The organism is Paenibacillus sp. ICGEB2008, from assembly GCF_000307675.1.
Classification (GTDB): Bacteria; Bacillota; Bacilli; order Paenibacillales; family Paenibacillaceae; genus Paenibacillus; species Paenibacillus polymyxa.
The window spans coordinates 1-26,543 of the sequence record NZ_AMQU01000001.1; the positions used below are offsets into that span (position 1 = coordinate 1).

19 protein-coding genes and 1 pseudogene are annotated in these 26,543 nt (G+C 46.5%); all 20 read right to left on the minus strand.

Going from position 1 to position 26,543, the window contains the following annotated elements; genetic code table 11:
* Window positions 1–1,319 (minus strand): annotated as a pseudogene (locus C400_RS0100005) (P-type ATPase); the annotation flags it as partial.
* Window positions 1,320–1,505: 186 nt separating this feature from the next.
* Window positions 1,506–1,874: an ArsR/SmtB family transcription factor gene (locus C400_RS0100010; protein ID WP_007432172.1), complete on the minus strand. Its 369-nt coding sequence runs from the start codon at window positions 1,872–1,874 to the stop codon at window positions 1,506–1,508.
* Window positions 1,875–1,975: 101 nt separating this feature from the next.
* The gene (locus C400_RS0100015; RefSeq protein ID WP_196772410.1) at window positions 1,976–3,100 is read right to left on the minus strand and encodes an NADH:flavin oxidoreductase; all 1,125 of its coding nucleotides are present in this window, start codon (window positions 3,098–3,100) and stop codon (window positions 1,976–1,978) included.
* Between the two features lie 167 nt (window positions 3,101–3,267).
* A complete protein-coding gene (gene cyoD / locus C400_RS0100020) occupies window positions 3,268–3,603 on the minus strand; it encodes a cytochrome o ubiquinol oxidase subunit IV (protein WP_016820324.1) in 336 nt (111 codons plus the stop codon).
* Window positions 3,604–4,212 (minus strand): cytochrome o ubiquinol oxidase subunit III, encoded by a 609-nt coding sequence (cyoC, locus tag C400_RS0100025; protein ID WP_016820325.1) that lies wholly within the window; start codon window positions 4,210–4,212, stop codon window positions 3,604–3,606.
* Complete coding sequence (locus tag C400_RS0100030) at window positions 4,212–6,188, minus strand: cbb3-type cytochrome c oxidase subunit I (RefSeq protein WP_013373105.1); 1,977 nt, start codon at window positions 6,186–6,188, stop codon at window positions 4,212–4,214. Before C400_RS0100030 ends, cyoC begins: the two co-directional genes overlap by 1 nt.
* 26 nt (window positions 6,189–6,214) lie before the next feature.
* Window positions 6,215–7,198 (minus strand): ubiquinol oxidase subunit II, encoded by a 984-nt coding sequence (gene cyoA / locus C400_RS0100035; protein WP_016820326.1) that lies wholly within the window; start codon window positions 7,196–7,198, stop codon window positions 6,215–6,217.
* Window positions 7,199–7,551: 353 nt separating this feature from the next.
* Entirely contained in the window at window positions 7,552–7,800 is a 249-nt protein-coding gene (locus tag C400_RS0100040) for a hypothetical protein (protein WP_017425531.1), read from the minus strand.
* A gap of 219 nt (window positions 7,801–8,019) precedes the next feature.
* Window positions 8,020–9,366: a GH1 family beta-glucosidase gene (locus C400_RS0100045; RefSeq protein ID WP_017425532.1), complete on the minus strand. Its 1,347-nt coding sequence runs from the start codon at window positions 9,364–9,366 to the stop codon at window positions 8,020–8,022.
* The gene (locus C400_RS0100050; RefSeq protein ID WP_017425533.1) at window positions 9,363–11,834 is read right to left on the minus strand and encodes a glycoside hydrolase family 95 protein; all 2,472 of its coding nucleotides are present in this window, start codon (window positions 11,832–11,834) and stop codon (window positions 9,363–9,365) included. Before C400_RS0100050 ends, C400_RS0100045 begins: the two co-directional genes overlap by 4 nt.
* A gap of 105 nt (window positions 11,835–11,939) precedes the next feature.
* Window positions 11,940–13,634: an ABC transporter substrate-binding protein gene (locus tag C400_RS0100055; RefSeq protein ID WP_017425534.1), complete on the minus strand. Its 1,695-nt coding sequence runs from the start codon at window positions 13,632–13,634 to the stop codon at window positions 11,940–11,942.
* A 62-nt stretch (window positions 13,635–13,696) separates the two neighbouring features.
* The gene (locus tag C400_RS0100060; protein WP_017425535.1) at window positions 13,697–14,599 is read right to left on the minus strand and encodes a carbohydrate ABC transporter permease; all 903 of its coding nucleotides are present in this window, start codon (window positions 14,597–14,599) and stop codon (window positions 13,697–13,699) included.
* A gap of 15 nt (window positions 14,600–14,614) precedes the next feature.
* Entirely contained in the window at window positions 14,615–15,628 is a 1,014-nt protein-coding gene (locus C400_RS0100065) for an ABC transporter permease (protein ID WP_017425536.1), read from the minus strand.
* Between the two features lie 462 nt (window positions 15,629–16,090).
* The gene (locus C400_RS0100070) at window positions 16,091–16,507 is read right to left on the minus strand and encodes a cupredoxin domain-containing protein (RefSeq protein ID WP_017425537.1); all 417 of its coding nucleotides are present in this window, start codon (window positions 16,505–16,507) and stop codon (window positions 16,091–16,093) included.
* A gap of 141 nt (window positions 16,508–16,648) precedes the next feature.
* Complete coding sequence (cydC, locus tag C400_RS0100075; protein ID WP_017425538.1) at window positions 16,649–18,451, minus strand: thiol reductant ABC exporter subunit CydC; 1,803 nt, start codon at window positions 18,449–18,451, stop codon at window positions 16,649–16,651.
* Window positions 18,432–20,192 (minus strand): thiol reductant ABC exporter subunit CydD, encoded by a 1,761-nt coding sequence (gene cydD, locus C400_RS0100080; protein WP_017425539.1) that lies wholly within the window; start codon window positions 20,190–20,192, stop codon window positions 18,432–18,434. Before cydD ends, cydC begins: the two co-directional genes overlap by 20 nt.
* Window positions 20,192–21,205, minus strand: coding sequence for a cytochrome d ubiquinol oxidase subunit II (cydB, locus tag C400_RS0100085; RefSeq protein ID WP_016820336.1), 1,014 nt, complete (start codon window positions 21,203–21,205; stop codon window positions 20,192–20,194). The genes cydD and cydB overlap by 1 nt, the downstream gene beginning before the upstream one ends.
* Window positions 21,192–22,598, minus strand: coding sequence for a cytochrome ubiquinol oxidase subunit I (locus tag C400_RS0100090; RefSeq protein ID WP_017425540.1), 1,407 nt, complete (start codon window positions 22,596–22,598; stop codon window positions 21,192–21,194). Before C400_RS0100090 ends, cydB begins: the two co-directional genes overlap by 14 nt.
* Window positions 22,599–23,004: 406 nt before the next feature.
* On the minus strand, window positions 23,005–24,654 hold the full coding sequence (locus tag C400_RS0100100; protein WP_017425542.1) for a response regulator transcription factor: 1,650 nt from the start codon (window positions 24,652–24,654) through the stop codon (window positions 23,005–23,007).
* Window positions 24,647–26,437: a cache domain-containing sensor histidine kinase gene (locus C400_RS0100105; protein ID WP_017425543.1), complete on the minus strand. Its 1,791-nt coding sequence runs from the start codon at window positions 26,435–26,437 to the stop codon at window positions 24,647–24,649. Before C400_RS0100105 ends, C400_RS0100100 begins: the two co-directional genes overlap by 8 nt.
* Window positions 26,438–26,543: the final 106 nt, after the last annotated feature.

Consider the following 26,543-nt stretch of genomic DNA (forward strand, 5'->3'; position numbering starts at 1 on the left):
AACAAGCGAGGAACAACTGCCAACAACAAACAGCTCACAATAACCAACTACAGGAGTATTAATATCTGGAAAATTTCGTGAATTAAACTTTTCAGTTCGGCGCTTTTTTGGCACTTCGCATTTTGCACCAGTTCCAAAATTTTGGAGACCGCAGATTCACTAAATTCCTTGCTGACCTCTACCGTCAGAAGTCCATTCGTGTTCACAAATCCACTCATCACACTGCTTCCCGGCTCAACGGTACGAGGCACAGATTCACCGGTCAACGCCGAGGTATCAACATGCGATTTACCTTCTACAACCTTACCATCCAGCGGGATCTTCTCACCCGGCTTGATCACTATCAAATCTCCAATACGGACCTCTTCTGGAGACACCCTCCGTACGGACTCAGCGGTCTTCAGGTTGGCATAGTCTGGTCTAATATCCATCAGATCGCTGATGGACTTGCGTGAACGGTTAACCGCAATGCCTTGGAATAGCTCTCCGATTTGATAAAAGAACATGACAGCTACGCCTTCGGGGTATTCCCCAATAGCAAATGCACCCACCGTAGCCAGCGTCATCAGGAAATACTCGTCAAAGGCCATTCCACGCACCAAGCTACGTGCAGCCTGCAAGACAACATCACCGCCAACGATGATATATGCCACTAAAAATAGAGCCAGCTTGCCCATACCTTCAACAGGTAACCACCAGGCAACAGCAGCAATAACCGCTCCTATGGACAGACGCGCAATCATACGGCGCATACCGTCCGTACCATGATCATGCGTATGCCCGGCATGGCTATCATCATTATGCGAGTGCGAATGTGAGTGAGCATGGGTAGCTTCACCATGATCGTTCACTGCATGATGATTGTGATGTACGTGTGTATGATTACCGTGGTCGTGCCCATCGTGCGCGCCATGCGCTTCTTGGCTGTGGCCACCATGACTGTGAGCACCATGCTGTCCATCATTGTGATTATGTCCTTCACCATCATGCTCATGACCACATGCGTAATCCTCTGTGCAGCTTGCCTGTGTGGCACCAACGCTGCTTCGGCTGTCTTCGCGCAGGCGTCCACCGGCACGTTTGGCAACCATCCGAACATGAGGCTCAAGTCTGTGAACCTTCCGTTCCGCTTGGCGAAAAACCTCTTCTTTTTGATCCGAAGTTGTGGTCATCGTCAACGTTTTTGTTACAAAATTTACCGAGCAATCCAAGACCCCTTCTATTTTACTGACTCCATTTTCAATCTTGAGAGCACAGTTGGCGCAATCCAAACCTTCCAAAATCCATTCATGCCGTTCATTTCTTTTTAGAGCATCCATAATAATTGGCCTCCAATTAGCTATATATGAGCAACTGTTCATATATTATTTGTTAAGGTCATTATATTCAGGTTTAGGGGTAAAAGTCAATGATCATAGCCCTTATTAACAAAAAAAATCGACTTCAATGGACAAGCACCAAAAGAGCGCCAATTGCTTGGCGCCCTGCTGTTGGTTTGTCAAAAATCATTGATGTGATATGTGCTGATGGGTTTGCAAAAAAATCTGCTCCACATGATTATCATCCAGTGAATAAAACACTGTCTTGCCTTCCTTGCGTCGTTTGACAATACGCAGGTTGCGCAAATAACGAAGCTGGTGGGATACCGCAGATTGGCCCATGTTCAACACCTGTGTTAAATCATGAACACACAGTTCCTTTTGGGCCAGGGCATAAATCAGCTTAATCCGTGTCGGGTCACCCAGCGCCTTAAACAGCTCCGACATTTTGTATGCGATGGAATCCTCAACAAGGGAAGATTTTATGCGCTCAATTTCCTGATCTGAACCGTGACAAGCCGGCTCGCAATCCAAAGCTTCCGTTTCAGAATTCATCCTTTTCACCCCGTGTATTTCGACTTGATGCTTCTATTATAGCAAATTCGTAGAATTTACGAATAGCTTATATTACAGCTTGCCCTGCAACCAAAATTTGCTTAATTCAACGTTTTTAATACTTCGTCATTGTATGGAATTATCTCTTTTATCTGTTGGTCACGCAATTTTACTGCAAATGCCGGATCAACCAGCAATGCACGTCCGACTGCAACCAGATCAACTTCCTCTCGTTCTACTAGCCCCATGAGTTGTTCTAATCGAGCCTCTACACTACTGAATTGCTCAGTCTGAAGACTATTATTTTTTTCCAGATCACTCAGAAAGGCCTTCTCCAAACCAACAGATCCCACCGTAATCACTGGCTTGCCTGTTATCTTTTTCGTCCAAGCTGCCAGATTTAGATCTGAGCCTTCAAATTCCGGTTCCCAGAAACGGCGACTTGAACAATGGAATACATCCACTCCGGCCTTCACTAATGGAGCAAGAAACTGTTCAAGTTCCTGTGGTGTCTGTGCCAGCTTTTCTCCATAATGGTACATCTTCCACTGGGAGAATCGCAGTACAATTGGAAAATCCGGACCCACTGCACGGCGACAAGCTTCAATAACCTCGACCGCAAACCGGGTCCGCTGAACCAAATCGCCTCCATATTGATCGGTACGCTTATTGGTTTTATCCCAAAAAAATTGATCTATTAAATAGCCATGCGCTCCATGAAGTTCAATGCCGTCAAACCCCACCTGCTTGGCATCGGTAGCGGCCTGAGCAAAGGCTGCGATGATATCCGCAATTTCCGCCTCCGTCAATGGCTCAACTACCTTTTCACCGGCGGGAGAAATACCCGAAGGACCGACAGGCAATGCCTCGGGATTCGGTTGGTTATCCGCACCTATTTTCCGGGCCGTACCCACATGCCAAAGCTGCGGTATAATTTTGCCACCTGCCGCATGGACCTCCTCTACTACCTTGGCCCACCCCTGTAACCCTTCACCATAAAAGTTAGGGATGCCTGTATGCTCCACAGCTGCGGGATGATTGATAGCCGTTCCCTCCGTAACAATCAATCCAACAGCATTTTCCGCACGACGACGATAATACGCAGCAACCTCAGGTCCTGGAACACCTTGGGGAGAAAAATTTCGTGTCATGGGAGCCATAACGATCCGATTGGGAAGCGATAAGTTACCTATCTTAAAAGGTTTAAACAATATTTCGGTGTTCATGACGTTTTCCTCACTCTCCATTAGTATTATCTTTTTCACTCTTCTGTTATACAATTCCATTTTACACACATGCAAACTTGAGTTCAAGAAGCCACAGTTTAATTTCAGCAGGCCCTTTACAAAAAAAGAAGAAGCGGCATAGAGCCGCTTCCTCTTTGTGTTATTTATTAGTGTGCTACCATGTTGTATTCCATAATCCATACAGAACCGCCAACGACGGTCAACAGGATCACTATACCAAAGATTAAAGTCATCACATTCCAACGTGGTCCATTGCTTTCACGAATGTGCATGAAGAAGAATAGCTGAACCAGAAATTGCAGCACTGCCGCGGCTAAAATAACAACCATCGTCGAAGTGCGGCTCAACATATGATTCATAACCACGCCGAGAGGAATGATGGTCAGTACGATGGACAGAATAAATCCGATAACATAGGATTTCACTGAACCGTGAGAATCATCATGACCATGCGAACCTGCTCCTGATTGATGCTGTGCCATCTACATCACCCCCATCAAATAGACAACTGTCAGCAAGAAGATCCAGACAGCGTCCAAAAAGTGCCAGTACAAGCTCAATGCCGAAACTTTGCCCTTCGTCTCTGGAGTAAGTCCGCGTTTTTTCAACTGGAACATAAGTCCAATCATCCAAACCAGACCTAACGAAACGTGAAGTCCGTGTGTTCCGACCAAGGTGAAGAATGCCGACAAGAACGCACTGGTTCCAAAATTAGCACCTTCATGTACGATTTCAACAAACTCGTAAACTTCAAAACCGATAAAACCAAGACCCAGGATTGCCGTCACGATTAACCAGTTGATTAATCCCTTCATGCTTCCTTTGTTCATAGCCAACACAGCCAGACCACTTGTGAAGCTGCTTGTGAGCAAGAGGAACGTTTCAATAATAACGCCCGTCATGTTAAACAGCTCTGCGCCACCTGGTCCTCCGGCTGTGTTGTTCCGAAGGACGACGAAGGTTGCGAACAAGGTACTGAACAGGATTACGTCCGTTACGAGGAAGATCCAAAAACCAAGCATCTTCAATTCTTGCGGATCGTGATGCCCGTGGTCATGATCATGGCTGTGATGTGCTGCTGCTTGTGCCATTATACAGACCCCCTTATTGCCGCTTCCGTGCGTTTTACTTCATCCGCAGGGATATAGTAGTCGCCATCATAAGAGAAGAACGAACGGCAAATCATACAAATTGCTACGCCGATCAGCCCTGGAATATAGAAGAACGACCATCCAAATACGAAACCGAAACCTGCAATGAAAAAGAATACCGACATAATGAATGGAATCGCCGAGTTTTTCGGCATATGAATCGCTTCAATTGGCGGTTGCTTTCTGAAGATACCTTTTGCACGTTTATCTTTTTCTGCCCACCAGTCATCGCGTTCTTCTACTTGCGGAATGGTAGCAAAATTGTATTCCGGTGCAGGTGAAGGAATTGACCATTCCAACGTGTGACCACCCCAAGGGTCGCCAGTTGTATCCTTCAGCTTGCGGTAATTTTTGATACCCAGAAGAATTTGAAGAACCTGGAACAAGAAACCAATCCCCATCAGGAATGCCCCAACGGTTGACACCATGTTAAGCGGCTGCCAGCCAGTATCCCAGCCGTAAGTGCTTAGACGACGTGTCATACCCATCAGACCGAGGGAATATTGCGGAATGAAACATACATAGAAACCAATATTCCAGAACCAGAAAGCCCATTTACCAGGCGTTTCAGGCAATGTGAAACCGAACATTTTTGGCCACCAGTAGTACAGACCTGCCAGGTAACCGAACACTACCCCACCAATCAGAGCAGAGTGAAAGTGAGCGATCAGGAAGTAACTGTTATGGAACTGGAAGTCCGCAGGCGCTACAGATAACATGACGCCCGTCAAACCTGCAATCAGGAAGTTCGGAATAAATGCAATAGACCACATCATCGGAGTTTTAAATTCGAGTTTACCCCGGTACATCGTGAACAGCCAGTTAAATACTTTAACCCCTGTCGGTATTGCGATAACCATCGTCGAAATCGCAAAGAATGCATTAACATCTGCGCCTGATCCCATTGTGAAGAAGTGATGCGCCCACGTGAAGAAAGACAGGATCGCAATAATGAACATGGCGTAAACCATGGATTTGTAACCAAACAATTTCTTTTTAGAGAATACGCTGATAACCTCGGAATAAATACCGAAGGCTGGCAATACTACAATGTATACCTCAGGGTGACCCCACATCCAGATCAAGTTGATATACATCATCGGGTTACCGCCGAAATCAAGGGTAAAGAAGTGTCCTCCTCCAAAGCGGTCAAGGAATAGCAAAGCTAAAGTAACCGTCAGAATCGGGAACGCGAAAATGATAATAACACATGATGAAAATACGGACCACGTAAAGACAGGCATTTTCATCCAAGTCATACCAGGTGCACGCATTTTAATGATGGTAACAATAAAGTTGATCCCTGTAGCCAATGAACCTATACCGGAAATCTGAATACCCCAGATATAGAAGTTCTGACCGACGCCAGGACTAAATTGCAGTTCTGAGAGCGGTGGATAACTCAACCAGCCTGCATCTGGCGAACCGCCAATAACGAAGGACAAGTTGAACAACATCGCACCCATAAAGAAAAGCCAGAAGCTCAATGCGTTCAGGAAAGGAAACGCAACGTCGCGCGCACCAATTTGAAGGGGTACGGCGATGTTAAACAAACCAAACATCAACGGCATCGCCATAAACAAGATCATGATTGTGCCGTGAGTTGTAAAAATCTGGTTGTAATGCTCAGGATGTAAGAGTGTCACATCAGGTGTAGCAAGTTGAATACGCATCAATAATGCATCCACGCCTCCGCGGAATAACATCAAGATGGCCGCAAGAATATACATAATACCGACTTTTTTATGGTCAACCGTAGTCAACCAGTTTTTCCAAAGCCAGCCCCATTTTTTGAAATAAGTGAGCACAAACACGATCCCGATCGTTGCTAGTGCGATGGAAACGTCCGCTCCATAGATCATCGGGTCTCCAGTAACGAAGAAAGTGGATGCAAACTCTTTTATTTTGTCAAGCATTGGGGGCCTCCTTCCCTATAATCATTTTAATTGTGTCCGCTCATATTCATATGACTCATATCCATTTCGGCATGCTCTTCTGTGCCGGTCTTGGATGAATCTTCTGTGGATGTAGCTTCACCATGTCCAGCATGGGGGTTAGAAGAGCCTTCCACTACATACTTGTTGACAATCTCTTTGAACAAGCCGTCTGGAATCGAAGAATACTCATCAGGCTGGGACAAACCTGGTTTTGCAAGCGCCAAATAGCCGTCTTTCGTCAGCGGCTTAGACTGCTTCTTGATGTCAGCGACCCAGTTTTTATACTCTTCATCCGACTGGACTTCTACATCAAAACGCATTTGTCCAAAATGCTCACCGCTAAAGTTTGCACCCGAGCCAAAGTAAGTTCCTTCGTGATCGGCCTGCAAATGCAGTTTCATGGCCATGCCTGACATGGTGTAGATTTGACCGCCCAATTGCGGAATCCAGAACGAGTTCATCGGAGCGTCAGCAGTCAGTTCAAAACGGACTGGAACACCTTTAGGAATGTGAACTTGGTTAACTGTAGCTATACCTTCCTCTGGGTACATAAAGAGCCATTTCCAGTCCAATGAGGTTACTTGAATCGTTACTGGCTTTTGCGTGCTTGCAATCGGCTTGGAAGGCTCCAGCATGTAGGTATATCTCGCAGTGATGACCGCAATAATACAGATAACGATAATCGGAATAGCCCACCATGTGGTTTCCAGCTTTTTGCTGTCATCCCAATGGGGTTGATACTTCACCTTGTTTGTTGGTGTGTCGCGATACCGCCAAACGATGAAGAAGGTCAAAATCATAACCGGTACAATTATAAGCGCAGACAATGCAGTTGTAAGAATGATCAGCTCTTTTTGTGCTTGCCCAATTGGTCCTTTCGGATCGAAAACAACGTATTTTCCGCCAGCATAAAAACACGTCCAGATGAGCAATGCTACCGTGAGCACGGTCAAAACCAACGCAATAATCGCTTTTGGTTTTTTGTTCATGTTGTTCCCCTCTCCTTAAAATAGTAAATTACTCAAAACTAACGAACTCCTGTAATGTTGCCCTTATATAAGATAGCAGAAAAGCGGCCACTTTTTTTTATTGTTAACAGAATTGTCGATTATTTGTCCGATTTTTGTGAAAAACATCTCTAAAAATAAAATTTCTCTTGCAAATTCAAAATTTCTTTTTAATTCTAAAATGACATATAAAAACGTTAATTATGCATCTTGAAGTATCTTAAAAAAGCTATACTAAAGCAAAAATCGGGACTCCTTACAGTTATCATCCTACACTGCTCGAAGCCCCGCGCTGTTGTTTTCGTTATCAGTTTTACATCATATTTTCAATTGTATTAACGATGTCCGTTCTCTTGGTCTTCCTTCTTGCGGGCAATGACAAATGATTTCCCGATTAGAAAAATGAAAATTCCGGCAGCAAAGGCGCCAATGCCTGTCATTAGATAGATATTACGATCGGTTAAATTTCCTATATCAAGCAAAATAAGAATAATACCTACAATGCAAGCGATCAAAGAAATAATAGATACCGTGCGGCTCATTTGGTTATCCCTTGATCCTGATTTTCTAAAATTCGAAGCCATACCCTCCACTCCCTCTAGTTTAAAATGGTTAAAAAGTGCCCTCGTCAGGTATTTTTTTCAGTATGCACATTTTTTATTTTTTTATTCCTGCCGGTCTCTATATACTAGAACCATCTGTAATTCATCTTGGTTATTATTACCCCAGAGGACCTCCTATTTAAACAAACGGGAGCGGAGGCAGACCTAAATTTGCTTTATATTCAGATCATTTCTCTTTGTTTAGCGTCTAGTCTCCAACCAGTTATTACTTACTACATTTCGATACCAATAGTAACTTTCCTTGGGAGTGCGGACCTGTGTGCGAAAATCGACATGAATCATGCCAAATCTCATATTATACCCCTCTGCCCACTCAAAATTGTCCAAAAGTGACCATGCCATATAGCCTTTAACATGAAGACCATCATGAATTGCCCGGTGCACCTGCACCAAATGCTGCTGCATGTAGGAAATTCGACGATCATCTTGCACCTTTCCGTTTACGACCTCATCATTGATACAAGCCCCGTTCTCTGTGATGTAAATATCGATGTTACCGTATTTTTGCAAATAATGTAGTACCTCATACAGCCCACGTGACTCCACCGGCCAGCCGATATCTGTTACAGGTAGTCCCATATTGATTTCTTCAGATTGAAGAAATCCTGCCTCCGGATTAAATCGATTAACCGACATACTATAATAATTGATACCAATCATATCAATTGGCTCACCGATAATGTCCATATCTCCATCTTGTATAGGTACGGTGGCTCCCTGTTCCGCAAACCAGTCTACCAAAAACTGAGGATACGAGCCTTGATAAATAGGCTGGAGAAACCAGTCACTGTGCAGGGAAATCGTGCGTGCACAAGCCGCTTTATCTTCCTCAGAAGTGCTGTAAGGAACAGCCCAGGAGACATTTGGGGCGATACCGATCTGGCCACTGGTGCCAAGCTCGCGGAATCGGCGTACAGATAGGCCATGCGCAACCAGCAGATGATGTCCTACATCAATCGCAGTCTGGAGATTCGTCAGACCCGGGGCATGAACTCCCAGCATATTGGATAAAAAGGCGATACACCACGGTTCATTGAATGTCAGCCAATGCTGTATTTTACCGTGAAACTCACGGAACATCGTTTCCGCAAACTGGACAAATGCCTGAATTGTGCGACGATTTCCCCATCCTCCGGCATCCTGTAGCGCCTGAGGCAGATCCCAGTGATACAGTGTACAAAACGGTTCAATTCCGTTGTCATTCAACAAATCAACTACACGATGATAATAGTCCAATCCCTCTTGATTGACTTCAGCATCACCATTAGGGAATATACGTGGCCAGGACACCGAGAAACGATATGTACGAATGCCCAGCTCCTTCATGAGACGGATATCTTCTTCGTAACGATGATAGCTGTCACAAGCTACATTGCCGTTATCACCGTTGAACACTTTGCCAGGCGTATGGGCAAAGGTATCCCAGATCGACAACCCTCTTCCATCCTCCTGGTAAGCCCCCTCGATTTGGTAGGCGGCCGTTGCGGTACCCCACATAAAGTCCTGCGGAAATTGAAAAATAGTCATTGTGTCTCTTCCTCTCCCTCAATTATAATCGTATATTCATTCGTTGTTTCCTGCTTTTTGGTAAAAGTCCATGACAAAATAAATCCTCCGTGCTTGGGATCAGGCTGAGCCCGACGATCATCAACGCTAAACGGATGTGCACTGCGAATCGTACAGCTTCCCGTCTGGACCGATGCGGTAAGCTCCGCACGGACGAGCCGCGAACCGGACCATTCCATGCTGACCGTAATTCCGCCACGCCCTTTCAAGCCGCTGACCCGTCCCTCCGGCCATGCCGATGGCAGGGCAGGCAATAGCGTCAGCTCGCCTGGGCGGCTTTGCAGCAGCATTTCTGCGATGCCTGCCGTCGCACCAAAGTTACCGTCGATCTGAAAAGGCGGGTGAGCGTCGAATAAATTAGGGTAGGTCGATCGCGACAGCAACGTGCGAACATACCGATGCGCAGTGTCGCCATCTTCCAGCCGGGCGTACAGGTTAATCAACCAGGCACAGCTCCACCCGGTATGACCGCCACCATGATCGAGCCGGCGGCGTAGCGATATGCGAGCCGCCTCAGCCAGCTCTGGAGTATCACGGATATGGATCTGTCGGCCGGGGTAAAGCCCGTAAAGATGCGAAACATGTCGATGCCCAGGCTCCGCTTCCTCAAAATCGACCATCCATTCCTGTAACTGACCGTGACGGCCGATTTGATAGGGTATTAATCGTTCCCGTGTCTCTTCGCAGCGTCTACGGAACTCATCGTCCAACTCCAACAGTTCCGCGGCCTGAATACAGTTGCTCAATAGCTCCCGAATCAGCGTCATGTCCATCGTAGAGCCCATGGATATGCTGCAATCCTCGCCTTCGGGCGTGATGAATTTATTTTCAGGCGAAGTGGAGGGGGACGTTACAAGCCGACCATCCAGGACCTCCACAAGCCAGTCTAAGCAAAAGGCCGCCGCCCCCTTCATAAGCGGATAAGCCTGTTCTGCCAAATAGGTTGTATCCAAGGTGAACAGATAATGCTCCCATAGGTGAGCGGTTAGCCATACACCCCCAAGCGGCCAAAATGCCCAACTGGCATGGCCACCTGACGGTCCGGCGTTTCGCCACACATCAATATTGTGGTGAGCTGTCCATCCTTGAGCCCCATAATTGATGGAAGCGACCCTGCGTCCCGTACGACCGACTTCTCCAATCATGTGCAGCAATGGCTCATGGCACTCGGCAAGATTACACACCTCTGCGGGCCAATAGTTCATCTGTGTATTAATATTGGTTGTATAGTTACTGTTCCACGGCGGCTGTACCCGGTCATTCCAGATGCCCTGAAGATTGGCGGGCTGACTCCCCGGACGTGAACTGCCCATTAGCAAATAACGGCCATATTGGAATAACAGCACTTCCAGCCCCCGGTCTGCCTGACCTTTCTGATAGCGTTCTAATCGCAGATCCGTCGGGAGAACGGACTCGTCAGTTAGCGTGTCACTTCCCAGTTCTAATGCAACACGGTCAAACAGCTTCCGGTGATCCTGCTCATGGCGTTGCCGCACCTGCTCACTTCCTAGCGAAATCGCTCCGTCTAGAATGACCTTGCATGCTTCTGCCGACTCTGTTGCATCACTATTCGGCATAGCCTGAAATCCCCGAAATCCGGTAGCCGCTGCCAAATACACCGTGATTTTATCCGCGTCCGAGATGATCAACGCTCCGTCATCCCTCGTCGTCAAGGTTCCTCCCTCGGGAATAACCCTCGCCTGAACTGCAAAAGCCATCCCCAAATCATTTTCGTAAACGACAGACTGTGGATGATCACCGTGATAATTAGATTCCACATGACTGGGCGCTCGTCCAGTCAACGTAATGAAGTCTCTGGTCGGTTCCTCGGATGGATCGTTATCGTTGGCCCCTTTGGAGGAATCACCAAGCGCATCCTCTCCAACTTCATCCTCACAAGGATGGGGGGTAGTCATACGCACAGATGCATGGATTTTTCGGACCTTATTCGCAGTCAGTGACACCATTATGACTCCATCAGGTGCACTAGCGATAACTTCACGAGTATAGTGGACTCCATCACTCTGAAAAGTGACCACTGCCGTTCCGGTCTGCATATCCAGTTCCCGTTCATAATGCGCAATCTCCCCTAGGTTCTCCTGTGTAATCCACAAATCTCCTAAAGGCTGGTAGGCTTCTGTATCTCGACCCAGCATGTTCGAATTAATCAGCTGCTCTGCTTCCTTGTATTTTCCATCTGCAATCAGCTTTCTGGCAGGCTGTAAATATCGCAATGCATCATATTGAACGCCGTCTCTGGGAAATCCAGACCAGAGCGTATCCTCGTTTAATTGCAAATGCTCCTCTCTGATTCCGCCAAATACCATGGCACCCAGGCGTCCATTGCCGACTGGCAATGCTTCCTCCCACACCTCAGCAGGCTGGCGATACCATAACCGCAGGGACTGTGGCCTTTCACCTTTCGTCACGTCAAACCCTCCCTCATCAAGGTCAGACAAAGCGCTGCTCCCAAATTGCCCATGGCACATACGCTCTGTCACCCCGAGATTTCAAAGTTTGGATACATTGACTTGCTATTTAGCAGCTTTCCCACTCCATAACTCCACTCTGTTCTTCACCAGTTGCGTGTATTGCTGTTCCATTTGGACAGCCCCAGCGGCATCCAGTTCTTTAATCATGTTGTCGTATACCGTATCAAAATTGGAAACTGGTGCTAAAATAGCTTCCGGTATACGTTTGCGGATAATGTCTGTCGTTTTTTTGAATGTAACGTTATAGTTGGATTCATTGTCTGTCGTCAGGTTATAGGCTGCGCCCCATGGTTTCACATCAAATTCTTCTTTGCCTGGAAACAGTTCCTTCCACGTTTTTACGCCATACGCTTTCAGTGATTCTTTCTCTGGCGCCGAATAAGCCGCGATAATTTGTTCCGGGAATTTGGCAGTGTAGTAGTTACCCGTAGGGTCCTTCACTCCGTCCCCATAGTGTCCGCTCATTAATGTGTACAAGTCTATTCCAGTGGATTTATTGAAGCTGGTTGCATTGTTCGTTTTTTGATCCAATACATCGGCAGGAATGACGCGTTTGCCGTCTTTGATCTCATAATGCTTGCCTTCGATTCCCCAGTTCATTAGCACCTGTCCCTCATCGGAAGCTAAATAATCCAGGAATTTAATAGCCCGCACCGGGTCCTTGCAATTTTCCGTAATCCCTACACCATAACCGGACGCAAAGCCTGTATCTTGAAAGGAATGATCCTTATATTCGTCCGAAAGTGTAACTGGAAAATGCGCGTAGCTAGCATCAGCCTTACCTGACGCTTTTAATGCATTTTCAGCCTCCAGGTAACCCCACTCCTGGTCGATTAGACCCAGAACACGACCACTGGCAATTTTGGATTTGTATTGATCGCTTTTTTGCACAAACGAATCTTTATCGAGCAGCCCCTCATTGTACATGTGGTTCAACCAACGGAAATATTCCTTTTCTTCCGGACGTTTGTAATGAAGCTTGGCTTCAAATGTTTTGGGATCAATAAAATATTCACCATCATCCGGTGCTCCAGTCGTCTGGGAAGCAGGGTTCGTTACCGTAATCATAAATCTCCAGTCATCTGCATCCAGCGTGAGAGGGATCGTCTTTTTGTCATTGATTGTCGGATGCTTGGCGGTATAGGTTTTGAGTACGTTTTCAAAATCTTGTAAGGTTTTCACCTTGGGATATCCCAGCTCCTTAAGCACCTTATGCTGAATTTCAAATCCTCCCGTCGCGTCAAAACTCTCCTGTCCGACCCCTGCATACGTAGGAATAACATAGATAGCTTGATCTTTATTGCTGTATTTCAGCCGATCCATATAGGGGCCGTACAGCTTTTTGAGGTTAGGCGCGTGATCGTTGATCAGATCGGTCAGATCAATCATGGCCCCCGCATCCACAAGCTTGCTAATATTCGCTTTAGGAGAAATCAGGTCCGGGTATTCTCCACTTGCTGCCATCAAAGCAATCCGGTCATCTCCGCCTCCGCCGCTAACATCAAATTCCGCATTCAAGGTTACACCTGTTTTCTTGGTGATTTCCTTGCCTACCTCATCCTTCATTCCATTCCATTGCGGGCTTGCATCTGCTCCAAAGAAGCTAAACGTAATCGGATCTGTGCCGCTGGATGAGCCTTCCTTCGCTGTTTTATCGCTTCCACCGCATCCTGCGAGTGTGGCAAGTGATACGGCGAGCAAGGGGATTAGTGCAAATCTGGACCAGTGTTTTTTCATGTTCAAGACCTCCTGCATTTGTAGGATTTTACCGTTGTAAATTGATTGCTATGATTTGACTGTTATGATTTAACAGCTCCCAATGTCATACCGCCTACAAAATACTTTTGCAGGAATGGATATACGAGCAAAATGGGAAGCGTAACGGTAATTGTGATTGCCATTTTAATCGACTCTGGCGAAATTTGAGCCATTTGCTTGGCCATATCGTTGCTATTCGCCATATTGGCGCCGCCTTGCTGCGTACTTTGCAGTATTTTCATCAGCTCAAATTGCAGTGTTGTCCATTGCGCGGCTGTTCCGTTGTACAAGTACGTATCAAACCATGCGTTCCATTGGTTTACCGCCAAAAAAAGAGCAATTGTCGCCAGCACAGGCTTGCAGAGTGGTAAAATAACTTTCAAATATATCGTAAAGTCATTGGCTCCATCCAGCTTGGCAGACTCCTGTAACGCATACGGCAAACCATCCATAAAGGAGCGAATTACAAAAACGTTAAACGCGCTGATCAGCCCCGGAAAAATATACACCCAGAATGTGCCCAGCAAATGCAAATCACGCATCAAAATAAACACAGGCACCATCCCGCCGGAAAAATACATCGTTAAGGCTAGAAACGTGGATATGAACTTGCGTGCGCGGAAATCAACCCGACTGAGTGTAAATGCAAGCATTGAAGCACTGATAAGTCCCAGCACCGTTCCAACCACTGTACGTAAAATGGATACCTGTAGACCCTGAAGCAGGCCCTCGTATTGGAAAATCGTTTTGTAATTTTCGAGTGTAAACTGGCGAGGCCATATATAAATACCGCCACGAACCGTGTCCGTCGAATCGTTCAGGGAAATCGCTAGTACGTTCAGAAACGGATACAGCGTCAACACCACGATTAGAGCCATGAGAATATGGTTGAATAGGTCAAACAGCTTTTCAGACCATGTAGCATTAAATGCCTTATTCGTCATTTCGCTTCTCCCTCCCTACATGATGCTTTCTTTGGTCAGTTTTTTGAATATACCATTCGCTGTAAACAACAACAGAATGCTAACTAGTGAGTTAAAAATACCTATTGCTGTCCCGTAAGAGAAGCGACCCAAATTAATCCCGTAATTCAATGCATACAAATCCAGTACTTCCGAATAATCCGTTACGAGACTGTTGCCAAGTAAGAACTGTTTTTCAAAACCATTGCTGACCAGATGTCCAATCGCCATAATAAACAGAATGGCGATAGTCGAGCGAATACCTGGTAGCGTAATATGCCACATCTGTCTCCAGCGACTGGCCCCATCCACACGTGAAGCTTCATATTGTTCTTGGTCAATTCCGGTGATGGCGGCTAAATAAATGATCGTATTCCAGCCCGTCTCTTTCCATATATCGGAAGCGGTTACAATGTACCAAAACCAGCTACCCTTGGCCATGAACTGAATCGGCTCATCCACAATATGAAGCGCTACCAATATATCGTTAACAATCCCTCCGTCAATGGACAGCATCTTCGTGACCAGTCCGGCCACCACTACCCAAGATACAAAATGCGGAAGGTAGGATACTGTCTGCACAACTCGCTTGAACAGCATACCACGCAACTCATTTAGCAGAACTGCAAAAAAGATCGGTACAACAAAACCAAAAATAATACCCATCAAGCTCATCGCCAGCGTATTGCGTAAAACCAGATAAAAACGTTCATCCTGAAAAAGCACAATAAAGTTGTCCAGTCCCACCCACTTTTGATTCCAAAATGATTTGGCTGGCTTATAATTTTGAAACGCCATTGTCCAGCCCCATAGTGGAAAATAACTGAAAACAAACACCCATATGACGAAAGGAATAGACATAAAATAAAGATACTTCTGCTGCTTCATACTATACCACAAGCCTTTTCCACCGCGTTCGGGCTTCGATCCGCGAGCCTTACGCGGTCTTCCCCGATTGGATTCAGGAATCACAGCATCAGCGTTGGAAGCGATTTCAGTTGAAGATCCCATAACAAGCTCCTCCTCATCTCTAGATACTATTATCATACTTTGCTGGCTCAAAAGCGGGTACCCGACGAATTAGGAGAAAAATCAGTTCAAAATTAGATATATGGGGAGTGAATTAAGATTTACATTCGTGCCACTACACATGCGGATGGTGCTTCCCATCGCTGTTGTCCCCGGATTTCTTGAATAAGCAGACAAAGGTAGAAATTCAGGGACAAAGGCGACCGCTATCGCTTGTCCAGCACCATTCCGCCTGCTCCGTTCTCATGTAAATTCTCTGAGAGAAGTCTTGTAAAAAACAAAAGATCAGCAATGTAAGCTGATCAGAGGTAAAGGATAATGCTTATTGCACCACAGGTGGGTGATGGTATATATACACTTACTGTCGCAATTCACCTAGTTGGAAGAAAAAAGCTTTCTAGCATCCATGGGGTCAGTCCCCATGTGCCAGAAAGCTTTTTTGATTTATTTTACCGTGATCGTCCCGTAGTACATGTACATACCGCAATTGTACTCATATACCCCCGGTTTTAAATCCTTGACGGTAAAATAATTATTTTCGTGATCCAGGTAAACGTCCATTCCGATCTTCAACGACTGTACTTCATCGATGCAAGTAAAGGATGTAATTTTTTTGAAATTGATCTTGGTTGGAACGCCGGCTTTCACTTCAATATTTTTAGGATAGAAACCGTCCCCTTTTACACCCACTGTAACAATCTCGTATTTGGTTTTATCTGGCTCTTCCTGAGCTTGTTGAGATTGATTGGCCGGAAACGACGACACGCTCCCTTGAAAATAAAACAAGACAAACCCGCCCATGATCAGGGCTACAAAACCAATCAGCATCCAATGCCAATGTTTAGAGATGAGTGTTTTCATTTCTTTCAGCCCCCTCCAGTTGAATGTCTAATGAGCATGTGACGTATCAACTCTAACCAGTATATAAAAGTTAATCGAAATTTTAAATACCTTGTTTCAAAGCTTACAGCAGATGAATCATATTATCCGACACGGTGATCATTACTGTTTTTCCAGACCGGGATGATCCAGCTTATACAGATTACGGTATCGGGTATGATCACACCACAGCTCATCATGACTGCCTCGCATGGAGATGGTGCCTTGCTCCATAAAGATCACCTCATCCATATGCTTCATTCCTGTGAGATGATGAGTGATCCAGATCAATGTTTTGCCTTCCAGCACGCGAAACATCGTCTGCATAAGTTCATGCTCCGTCAGCGGATCAAGCCCCACGGTCGGCTCATCCAGCAAAACAATTGGGTGATTTTGCAACAAAATCCGCGCCAGTGCAATGCGCTGTCTTTCTCCACCGGAAAAGCGAAGACCCGTCTCCTGCATTCTTGTATCGTAACCCTCTGGTAAAGAATCAATCAGGGTTCCAAGCCCTACCTGCTCCGTCACTGCACGAACCTCATCCAGCGTGGCGTCAGGTCGTCCCAATCGAATATTGTTCGCTACCGTTGTATCGAACAAATAAGGTTGCTGGTTTAGCACCGCAAATAGACTGGAGTATGCTCCACCTGTAAATACAGGCACTCCTGCGACAGTGACGCTGCCTTCATCAGGCTGCAATGCTCCTTGAATCAGATTCAGCAGCGTAGACTTACCCGCACCACTGCGGCCAAGCAATGCAACCTTGCCCCCCTGTGGTACGTGTAGGGAGATATTACGCACACTCCATTCCTGCGTTGCCGCATAGCGGTAGCTTACGTTGTTCAGCAGAAGGTCTCCCCCGTGGCTTAATCGCTGAGCGGTAGCCTGTTCCTTTTTAGTATCTGCTACATCGTCTGCTGCTGGTTGTCCTGCATCTGATCGTGCTGCAAGTGCAAATGTACCTTTCTCGGAATCCTTTAGCCGTCGGAGTGAATCCTGATACTCCGGCGCATGAACCACCGCTTCCCCAGCGCGAACGAAAGCATCCAGCAACGGAAAAGTTACTAGCGCAAAGGATGCCAGCCATGTCGCTTCAATGCGACCCTGTGCTACCAGTCCTCCGGCCCACACAGTCATAATTACAATTCCTCCACCTACAAAGCATTGTGCGATCCAATGAGAACGCCACTCGTTCCGGCGAAGTGAATTTTCCACCATGGCAGCCCTCTTGTGCCGTTGTGTAAAGGTGCTAAGGAAATGCCCAGTTCGTCCGCTCAGCACCAGATCACTCATGCCGAACAAAGCATCCGTCAGTTCCTGATAAGATTTACTCCGTTCCTGCTTGAACGTACGCCGTTTGGCGAGTGAGGTCCAAAGTGAGATAGCTGGGGCGATAAAAAGCAAAAATCCCCCATATAGCGCCATCAGCAAGGCAAATGTTCCATCCATCCAGCCAAGCGCCAAGATGCCTGTTGCATATATCAGCAAAGCCGATAACGCAGGCAGAACCAGCTTCAGATAGATATTTTGAAGCTGCTCAATATCCTCTGCCAGCAATCCCAATAGATCCCCTGTACGAAATTTGCTGCGAATCATCAGCGCCTGCGGTTCTACTGCCCGATACAAGCGTACCCGCATACGAGACACAAGCCGCAGCGCAGCATCATGACCTACCAAGCGTTCCAGATACTGAATAACGGCTTTACTAAAACCAAACGTTCGCACAAGCACAATGGGCACATACACCATTAATATATTTTCAGGCTTTAAGGCCGAACGAGTAATCAGATGACCGGACGTAAAGAGCAGCGCGCCTGCACATCCAATGGACAGCGCGCCCAAAAGAGCAGCTGCCAGAAAGGCCCAAAAGTATTGTTTTAGATAAAGCAAAAACCAGCCTTGGCTACTATTGTCCGTTGCTCTCATATCGCCCGCCCCCTCCTTCCGACATTCCCGTCAGCAATCTGTAATATTCTCCCTTCTGGGCAACCAGTTGCTGATGGGAACCTACCTCTTCCAGACGACCTTGATTCATCATCCAGACACAGTCCATATCCGGCATCCAATGCAGTCGATGGGTGGCGAGAAACATCCTCTTGTGTTTCAATACGGACAATATGGTCTGTTTTAATTCCCATTCTGTCTCAATATCCAAATGTGCCGTAGGCTCATCCAATAAAATAATCGGACGGTCACTGAGCAAAGCGCGCGCCAAGGCAATCCGCTGCGCCTGTCCTCCGCTCATTGTCCGGCCTGCTTCACCAATAGGCTCATTCAACCCACTCGGAAGACCGTCCACCAGCTCACGCAGTCCAACCGCATCAATCGCCCACTCTACCTGCTGGTTGGATGCCTCCGGCTCATAAAAGCGAATATTATCTGCCAAAGTAGTGCTAAACAGGTAAGGATGCTGTGGAATATAGGCAATATGCCGATGCCATTCAGCTTTGGTATCCGCAGATAATCGGCATCCATTAAGGATCACCTCACCTGAAGTCGGGTCAGAAAAGCCGCCAAGCAGACTAAGCAATGTCGTTTTGCCTGCACCACTCGCTCCGACGATGCCGATCATGTTCATGTGCGGTTCAACACTTGCAGACACATGTTCTAGCCGGGCAGAGCCGTCTTCATTAAGTAAACACACATCAGACAGCTTGAGGATGTCCTGCCCCGTGATGTCTAATCCTTTATCATGAACTGTCTGTGCATTCGTCTCCGTCGCTTCTTCTTCTGCACCGAGAATCGAACGTATCGCTCCCCAAGCCTCTTTACCATCCAATGAGGCGTGATAGTCTGATCCCAACTGGCGTATAGGCATAAAATATTCCGGTGCCAGAATAAGCACCGCAAGCGCTGCCTCCAGTCCCACTGAACCACTAATCAGACGCAGACCCAAGCCTACCGCTACAAAAGCGACCGACAGCATACTGAAAAAATCGAGGGCAAATGAAGAAAGAAACGCTACCCGCAGCGTACGCATCGTGGCTGTACGATACTGGTCGCTGACCTTCCCTACGGTTTCCCCATGCGCCCGACTGCGTCCCAAAAACCTTAGTGTCTGTAGTCCACGCAACGAATCCGTAAAATGATGTGATAACAGACGATAGGAACGCCACTGCTTGTCTGCCTGCTTTCGCGCCGCCAAGCCGAGTAAAATAAAGAAGCCCACCAGAATCGGCATCGTAGTCGTCAAAATCACACCTGAAATCATATCCAATGTGAAAACATACACAAGTACAAGTAAGGTTACAGCCATCATGTCTATCATACGAGGAATGGATATTTCCAAATAATTGCGAAATCGATCCACGCCATCCAGCGCGAGCGTCACCAACTTGCCGCTTCCTTCCCGCGCAGCAAAGCCCGGGCCTCGCTCGAACAAACGCGCAAGCAGACGCTCCCGTAAGGAAGCGCCTGCTGCTTCGGCAAAACGACCGGCTGTCCGGCGTTGCAGCCAGATCATCGTATGCCTCACTGCAAAAGCCGCGAAAAACAACGCCAGCGATGGCCAAGCCATTACTAGCGGATTTTGTTTAAATAAAATCGTAATAGCCTTTGCCAAAAAGATGGCTTGTGCAATTACCGCTGCTCCCTGGAGCAGGGAAAGGGCGGCCAGCAGCAGCATTACTGGCCGAATGCCCTTTAATTCAAACCAGGCTTTATCCATTAGTATTCCAGATGATCCTTTTCACTGAGACGCTTATGGAAAACAAAATAGCTCCACGCCTGATAAGCCAACACAAAGGGTAAAAGCGTTGCTGCAACAATCGTCATGGCTTTCAGTGTGTAATGACTGGAGCTTGCATTATATATCGTCAAATCAAAAGCACTGTTGATCGAGCTCACCATAAATCTTGGGAACAAGCCAACGAATAACGAGACGAAGCTTAGCAAAATGATGACACCAGTCATCCCGAAAGCCCATCCTTCACGGCGCTGCTTCAGGAAATACCATGTTAGCACATAGGCAACCATCCCCACTGCAACCGCAACATACATAAAGGGACCGCGACGTGCAAATAAATCCGTTGCAAAATAAGTCCATACCACCATACCAGCAAGCAAAATCCCCAACACCGGAAGAAATTTGGACGCGATCACACGAGCACGATCCCTTACTTCACCAATCGTCCGCAGAGAAATGAACGTCAGCCCGTGCATAAGGCACATTCCGACCACGGTCAGTCCAATCCATACGGTGTATCCATTGAACACATCCAAGAATCCGGCTTTCAGATCCATGTTTTGCTGAATAGGTACACCCTTCACCAAAGCCGCAAAGGCCATGCCAAACAGCATCGGCGGCAGGAAGCTGCCAATCAGAATGCAAGCATCCCACGTTCCTGTCCACCCTTTCCCTTCGGCCTTGCCCCGGAACTCAAAGGAGACTCCTCGCAAGATCAAACCTAGCAAAATAAACACAAATACCAGATAATATCCGCTAAACATCGTTGCATAAAAATGCGGAAAAGCGGCAAACATCGCACCTGCTGCTGTAATCAGCCACACTTCGTTGGCATCCCAGAATGGACCAATCGTATTGATCATCAAACGTTTTTGTTGGTCATTACGCGGCACTAATCCCGTAGCCATCCCTACGCCAAAATCAAAGCCCTCTAGAAAAAAGAAGCCTGTAAACAGCACAGCGATCAATAAGAACCATAAATCATTTAACGACAATGCTGTCACCCCCTTGAGCAAATGGATCATGAATTACCGTATGCTGATGCGGCTCCATATCTGGGCCTTTACGAGCGGTACGAGCAAACAGGAATGCCAATACACCCGTTAAAATGAGATACAACGTCGTAAATGCAATCAGTGAGAACAACACTTCTCCTGCTACAACGGTAGGTGAAACAGAATCTTTCGTTTGCAGCAAACCAAATACAGTCCACGGCTGACGTCCCATTTCTGTCATGATCCAGCCCGCGGTATTGCCAATGAATGGGAGCGATATCCCCCACAGCATAAGACGGAAGAACCAACGATGGGAGCCCTCCAATTTTTGTCGAAAACTCAGATAAGCTCCGTACAGAGCAAGTGCAATCATGGCACATCCTGCCGCAATCATAATGCGGAAGCTCCAGAAGGTCGTACGAACAGGCGGAATATAATCACCCGGACCGTAGGTCTTTTCATACTGTGCTTGAAGCTCCTTCATACCAGGCACAGAGCCGGAAAACTTGCTATACGACAGAAAGCTCAGTGCAAACGGAACCTTAATCTCAAAGGTATTTTCCTGCTTATCAGGATCAATATTGGCAATAACCGTCCAAGGCGCTGGATCGCCACTGTCTCCCCACAGAGCTTCACTGGCTGCCATCTTCATGGGCTGTGTTTTGATCAAATATTGAGCTTGTCCATGACCAAACAAAGGAATAGCAATGGCACAGATTAATGCAACAATAATGCTCAATTTAAAAGAAGGTTTAAAGAAGTCCATATTCTTTTTATGCATCAGCTTCCAAGCACTAATCCCTGCTACGAGGAAAGCTCCAGTTGCAATAGCAGCAAAGATGGTGTGAGGATACTCCCACAAAAGCTGCTCGTTCGTTAACAAAGCAGCAAAATCCTGCATTTCTGCCCGCCCATTTACAACCCCGTATCCCACGGGACGTTGCATGAATGAATTAGCAGCCAAAATCCACAAAGCCGAAAGCATCGTACCGATCGCTACTAGCCACATACAAACTAAATGGACAGTCTTGGATAGTCTTTCCCAGCCGAATACCCACAGGCCGATAAAGGTTGATTCCAGAAAAAATGCAAGCAATGCTTCAATGGCTAGCGGTGTGCCAAATACATCACCGACAAAACGGGAAAAGTCCGACCAATTCATTCCGAACTGGAACTCCTGCAAAATTCCGGTGACTACCCCTAGCGCAAAGTTAATCAGCAGAAATGTTCCCCAGAATTGAGCCATTTTTTTGTACAATTCTTTTTTCTTGATAACATACATAGTCTCCATAATTGCCACTAACAGCGACAATCCAATGGAGATCGGCACATAAACAAAATGAAGAATCGTAGTGGTTGCAAACTGCAACCGTGCCAAATCCAATACGTCCATGATGCTGCTCCTCCTCTGTACTTCCCTTAACAATGATTTAATGTTTGTGATCTGAAGTCTTTTATATTTGTGATTGTATTCACATTATTACATATGAAACCGTCACTTTTTTTGGAAATGACTCACTTAGCTAACTTCCCCATGGTTGCCATAACCGGGCTTCAGATTATCCCCATTATATAGAATAAATTTAAATGAAATTGAATCAAAAATGTGAACATCGTGTCAAAGTTGTGTCATAACGATGGCTTTTCTACGAAAATGCTCTAAAATCCATAATCAATGTGACATTTTCTATTGATCCGTCTTTTTTTTAATATATAAAAAAAAGAGCCTCTCTTCATTCGGAGGATATACCTCCGACATCTGCAAGAGAGACTTCATAACGTTAAACCTAGGGAATCGATCAACAGCCATCTGTTCCTCCGTTCTTTTGGACCTGATTACGGTAGGAGGAAGGTGACATTCCAACATACTTTTTAAATTTACTATGAAAATAATCTGCATTCGCATACCCCACGCGGCCCGCCACTTGGTGTACCTTAATCCCCTGTGCAAGCAATTCCCTTGCTCGCTCAATCCTTACCTTATCCAGGTAGGCATTAAAGGCCTCGCCTGTATGACTTTTGAACAGTTTGCCCAAATACCCACTATTGTAATTGAACATATCTGCCAGCAACTCCAGTCGCAAATTTTCATCATAATGACCATGTATAAAGTCAATCATTTGCTTCATGATGATCTCCTTGCCCCCCGTATCAGTCTGTCCAATCCACTGCAACACATGTTCGAGCGAGTGATCCACCAGCTCGCCCAATGTTGAATAGGCATATACATTGGTAATCAAGTTGGAATGCTCCTCCAGCACGGTCCGGCTGTGTTCCTGTCCAGCTGCATATTTGTTCAGTGCGAGTGTGAATGTCTGAGCGAAGGCCGCCTTGATTGCAGATTCTGTACGATAAATCTGGGGAAATTGGACTTCCATGTCCTTAATGACACGGGTCGCCGCTCTACCATTAGCCATATCCAGCGCGTAGTACAGCTTTTCTGCATAACGCATGGGATCATCTGGGGCTCTGTCAGACGCTTCATCCATATGAGCAGGGACTGTCTCCCATTCATGTAGGTCGCCGGGAAGCATGACTCTTTCTGCCCGGAACAAAAACGTACGCTCCAATAATCGTAACGCCTGCTCAAAAGATTTGGGGATATCCTTAAGAATGTCTACCGGAGCGCCGGCAGCCCCATAGATTTCATTTACCCACGGTTTTAGCTCCTGTCGCCATGCAGCCAGCAACTGAACAGCATCTTTTTCCGTTTTTAACATGGCGGGAAGCAATAGGCCCGTATATATTCCAGTCTCAAACACAATGCCTCTACCCTGTTCACGACACAATTCGGCCAGCCGCTGCTTTGCTGCCAGCTGCCGGGCTTGCCGATCCCAGTCAGGTATACGCAAATCCAGCAAAACCACCTGATAGCTACTCCAGTCCAAGGCTGGTAACGCTGGCTGTTGTCCGTGTTTTCCACCGCCGTTTTGGTGTTCAGCCTGCTTGGATGCACGATGGCTGGGTTCTACAGCATTACGAGCATGTTCTCCATGAACCGGAAACAGCAATGCTTCGATCCAATCGCGCTCATGCGAAGACGGACTCCCCCACTTTCCATCTCCCTTTTCGTTTTCAATGCTTTGCCGTACTCGCTTTAGCTCCAGCGTCATTTCTTCCTCATCAACGGGCTTCAATAAATAACCATCCACCCCGAATCCCATGGCTTGCCTAGCATAATTAAAGTCTGCATATCCGCTTAAAATGAGAAAGTGATACGGCTCCCCATTCATTTGGCGTATGCTTTGTATAACCTCCAACCCACTCATCCCAGGCATACGAATATCTACAATGACCAGTTCTGGTCGATGCTCTCCGAACTTTTCCAAAGCCTCGCGTCCGTTCTCAGCCGTATCGACGATGCGAAAGCCACAATCTCCCCAGTCAATAATGGAAGACAGTCCTTCACGAATCGCAGGCTCATCATCTACAATCATCGCTTTATACATTCGACGCTTCCTCCCTTGGTATGGAAAAGTATACGGTTGTTCCTACCTGTAATGCGCTTTCAATATGCAGACCATAACGTTCACCATACATCAATGTCAGACGTTGATGAACATTGCGTAGACCAATACTGCTCCCTTCCGGCTCCTCCGTACCCGTGATCCGAGCCAACAGACGGGTCAGTTGCTCTTCCTCCATGCCAATTCCATCATCAGCCACTTTAATGTGCAGCTCTCTTTGTTCTATTGTGATATCTACCTTTACGGTAACTGGTTCTTCCTTATTTTCTAGGCCATGAATGACTGCATTTTCCACTAACGGTTGTATGATTAAGGGAGGAATCGACATGTCCTTCGCGCTTTCTTCCAAATTCACTTCATAGACCAAACGATTTCCAAACCTGAACTGCTGAATTTGCAAATAGGATCGCACCATATCCAGCTCCTGTAATACGGTTGTTTTACCACTGCCAATCTCCAGATTCCTGCGCATCAGCCTGCCAAGCAAACGAACCGTCGTTGCTATCTCCGCCTCCCCATTCAGGTGTGCTTTCATTCGAATGGATTCTAAGGCGTTAAACAGAAAATGCGGATTAATTTGGCTTGCCATCATTTTTAGCTTGATATCCTTTTGTGCCAATTCAAGCTTATTATTATGTTCACTCGTCTCATAGACCTGTGCCATAAGCTGGCGGATACTACTCACCATGTAGTTGAAACGGCGGGATAAATCACCGATCTCGTCCCTTCCCTCCACACTTGATACCACATGAAAATCACCCGCAGCTACCTGACCCAGCTCATAGCTCAGCCGCTGGAGCCGTTTGGTAATAAGCCAGGAAATGATGGTAATCAGAATCAGCGCCATGATGAGTACCGCTAGTACACATAATGCACCAATCAGGCTGACCCGGTTTGCCCCCTGCACGATATGTTCCGTTGAAAACACCGAAATAATCGTCAATCCGCTCACACTTGAGGTTGGCAGCAGCTCATCCACAATAATGTTCGAGGGGGTTCCGTTAATTTTTGCTTCATATATCCCCTTACCTGCACGCTGGACATCAAAGCCTAAATGTAAATCCGTCAACGTCTGACCTACTGACTGCGGATGGGTAGCTGCGACCACAATTCCGTTACGATCCGTAATCAAGGTTTCAAAGGGCTCCTTGCTCAGCATATGATTCAACTCGGTCTGACTCAGTGCAATCATCAGAACTCCCTTAGAATTGTATTCGGGAAAAGGAATTTGCCGTACCAGGCTGAGGCGATTAACTGGGTTATCCTCCTTATCCTGAATGTAAAACCAGTTAATAGCCGTCCCCTTCAAAGCCTCCTGGAACCACGGCTGCCGCCCAATGTTAGCGTCCACAGGAATAAACTCCAGATTGTTGACCAACGTCGGATTGTAAGAATAGAACCGGATAGTAGCAACCTCTCTATATTGCTGGGTGTACTCATTAAAATCCTTGTACTGATGGTACGCATTCATGAGCTCCACCATGTCGGGATAACGGCGGTTCGCCATCTCCTTTAGCCTTTTATCGAACATCAGCCCATTTGAAATATCTGTTGGCACACGTAATAAATTTGCTGTCTGGCTCTTAATCTTTTCCACATTATTTACCGTTTGGGCAATCGCACTGTCCAGTGCCTGCTCTCGCAAATAAAAAATAACGCAGCCGCCCACCAACAGCACTGGGATCATGACAATCAGTACGTAGGAGAAGAGCAGCTTATTCCGCATACGCATATTATTCATCAGATGCCTTACTCCACGATACATGCCATCCCTCCTGTGAGATAAGCGCTTACATATTTTCAGTTTAAAGCTTCACAACATTTATATCCATATTTTCTTGCCAAATAAAAAGGTGGTGAACGGAGTCACC

What these genes read in the sequence shown, in the direction of transcription:
- C400_RS0100010 (WP_007432172.1), bottom strand. Translation starts at nt 1,874, where the DNA reads ATGAATTCTGAAACGGAAGCTTTGGATTGCGAGCCGGCTTGTCACGGT.
- C400_RS0100015 (WP_196772410.1), bottom strand. Translation starts at nt 3,100, where the DNA reads ATGAACACCGAAATATTGTTTAAACCTTTTAAGATAGGTAACTTATCG.
- cyoD (WP_016820324.1), bottom strand. Translation starts at nt 3,603, where the DNA reads ATGGCACAGCATCAATCAGGAGCAGGTTCGCATGGTCATGATGATTCT.
- cyoC (WP_016820325.1), bottom strand. Translation starts at nt 4,212, where the DNA reads ATGGCACAAGCAGCAGCACATCACAGCCATGATCATGACCACGGGCAT.
- C400_RS0100030 (WP_013373105.1), bottom strand. Translation starts at nt 6,188, where the DNA reads ATGCTTGACAAAATAAAAGAGTTTGCATCCACTTTCTTCGTTACTGGA.
- cyoA (WP_016820326.1), bottom strand. Translation starts at nt 7,198, where the DNA reads ATGAACAAAAAACCAAAAGCGATTATTGCGTTGGTTTTGACCGTGCTC.
- C400_RS0100040 (WP_017425531.1), bottom strand. Translation starts at nt 7,800, where the DNA reads ATGGCTTCGAATTTTAGAAAATCAGGATCAAGGGATAACCAAATGAGC.
- C400_RS0100045 (WP_017425532.1), bottom strand. Translation starts at nt 9,366, where the DNA reads ATGACTATTTTTCAATTTCCGCAGGACTTTATGTGGGGTACCGCAACG.
- C400_RS0100055 (WP_017425534.1), bottom strand. Translation starts at nt 13,634, where the DNA reads ATGAAAAAACACTGGTCCAGATTTGCACTAATCCCCTTGCTCGCCGTA.
- C400_RS0100060 (WP_017425535.1), bottom strand. Translation starts at nt 14,599, where the DNA reads ATGACGAATAAGGCATTTAATGCTACATGGTCTGAAAAGCTGTTTGAC.
- C400_RS0100065 (WP_017425536.1), bottom strand. Translation starts at nt 15,628, where the DNA reads ATGGGATCTTCAACTGAAATCGCTTCCAACGCTGATGCTGTGATTCCT.
- C400_RS0100070 (WP_017425537.1), bottom strand. Translation starts at nt 16,507, where the DNA reads ATGAAAACACTCATCTCTAAACATTGGCATTGGATGCTGATTGGTTTT.
- cydC (WP_017425538.1), bottom strand. Translation starts at nt 18,451, where the DNA reads ATGAGAGCAACGGACAATAGTAGCCAAGGCTGGTTTTTGCTTTATCTA.
- cydD (WP_017425539.1), bottom strand. Translation starts at nt 20,192, where the DNA reads ATGGATAAAGCCTGGTTTGAATTAAAGGGCATTCGGCCAGTAATGCTG.
- C400_RS0100090 (WP_017425540.1), bottom strand. Translation starts at nt 22,598, where the DNA reads ATGGACGTATTGGATTTGGCACGGTTGCAGTTTGCAACCACTACGATT.
- C400_RS0100100 (WP_017425542.1), bottom strand. Translation starts at nt 24,654, where the DNA reads ATGTATAAAGCGATGATTGTAGATGATGAGCCTGCGATTCGTGAAGGA.
- C400_RS0100105 (WP_017425543.1), bottom strand. Translation starts at nt 26,437, where the DNA reads ATGTATCGTGGAGTAAGGCATCTGATGAATAATATGCGTATGCGGAAT.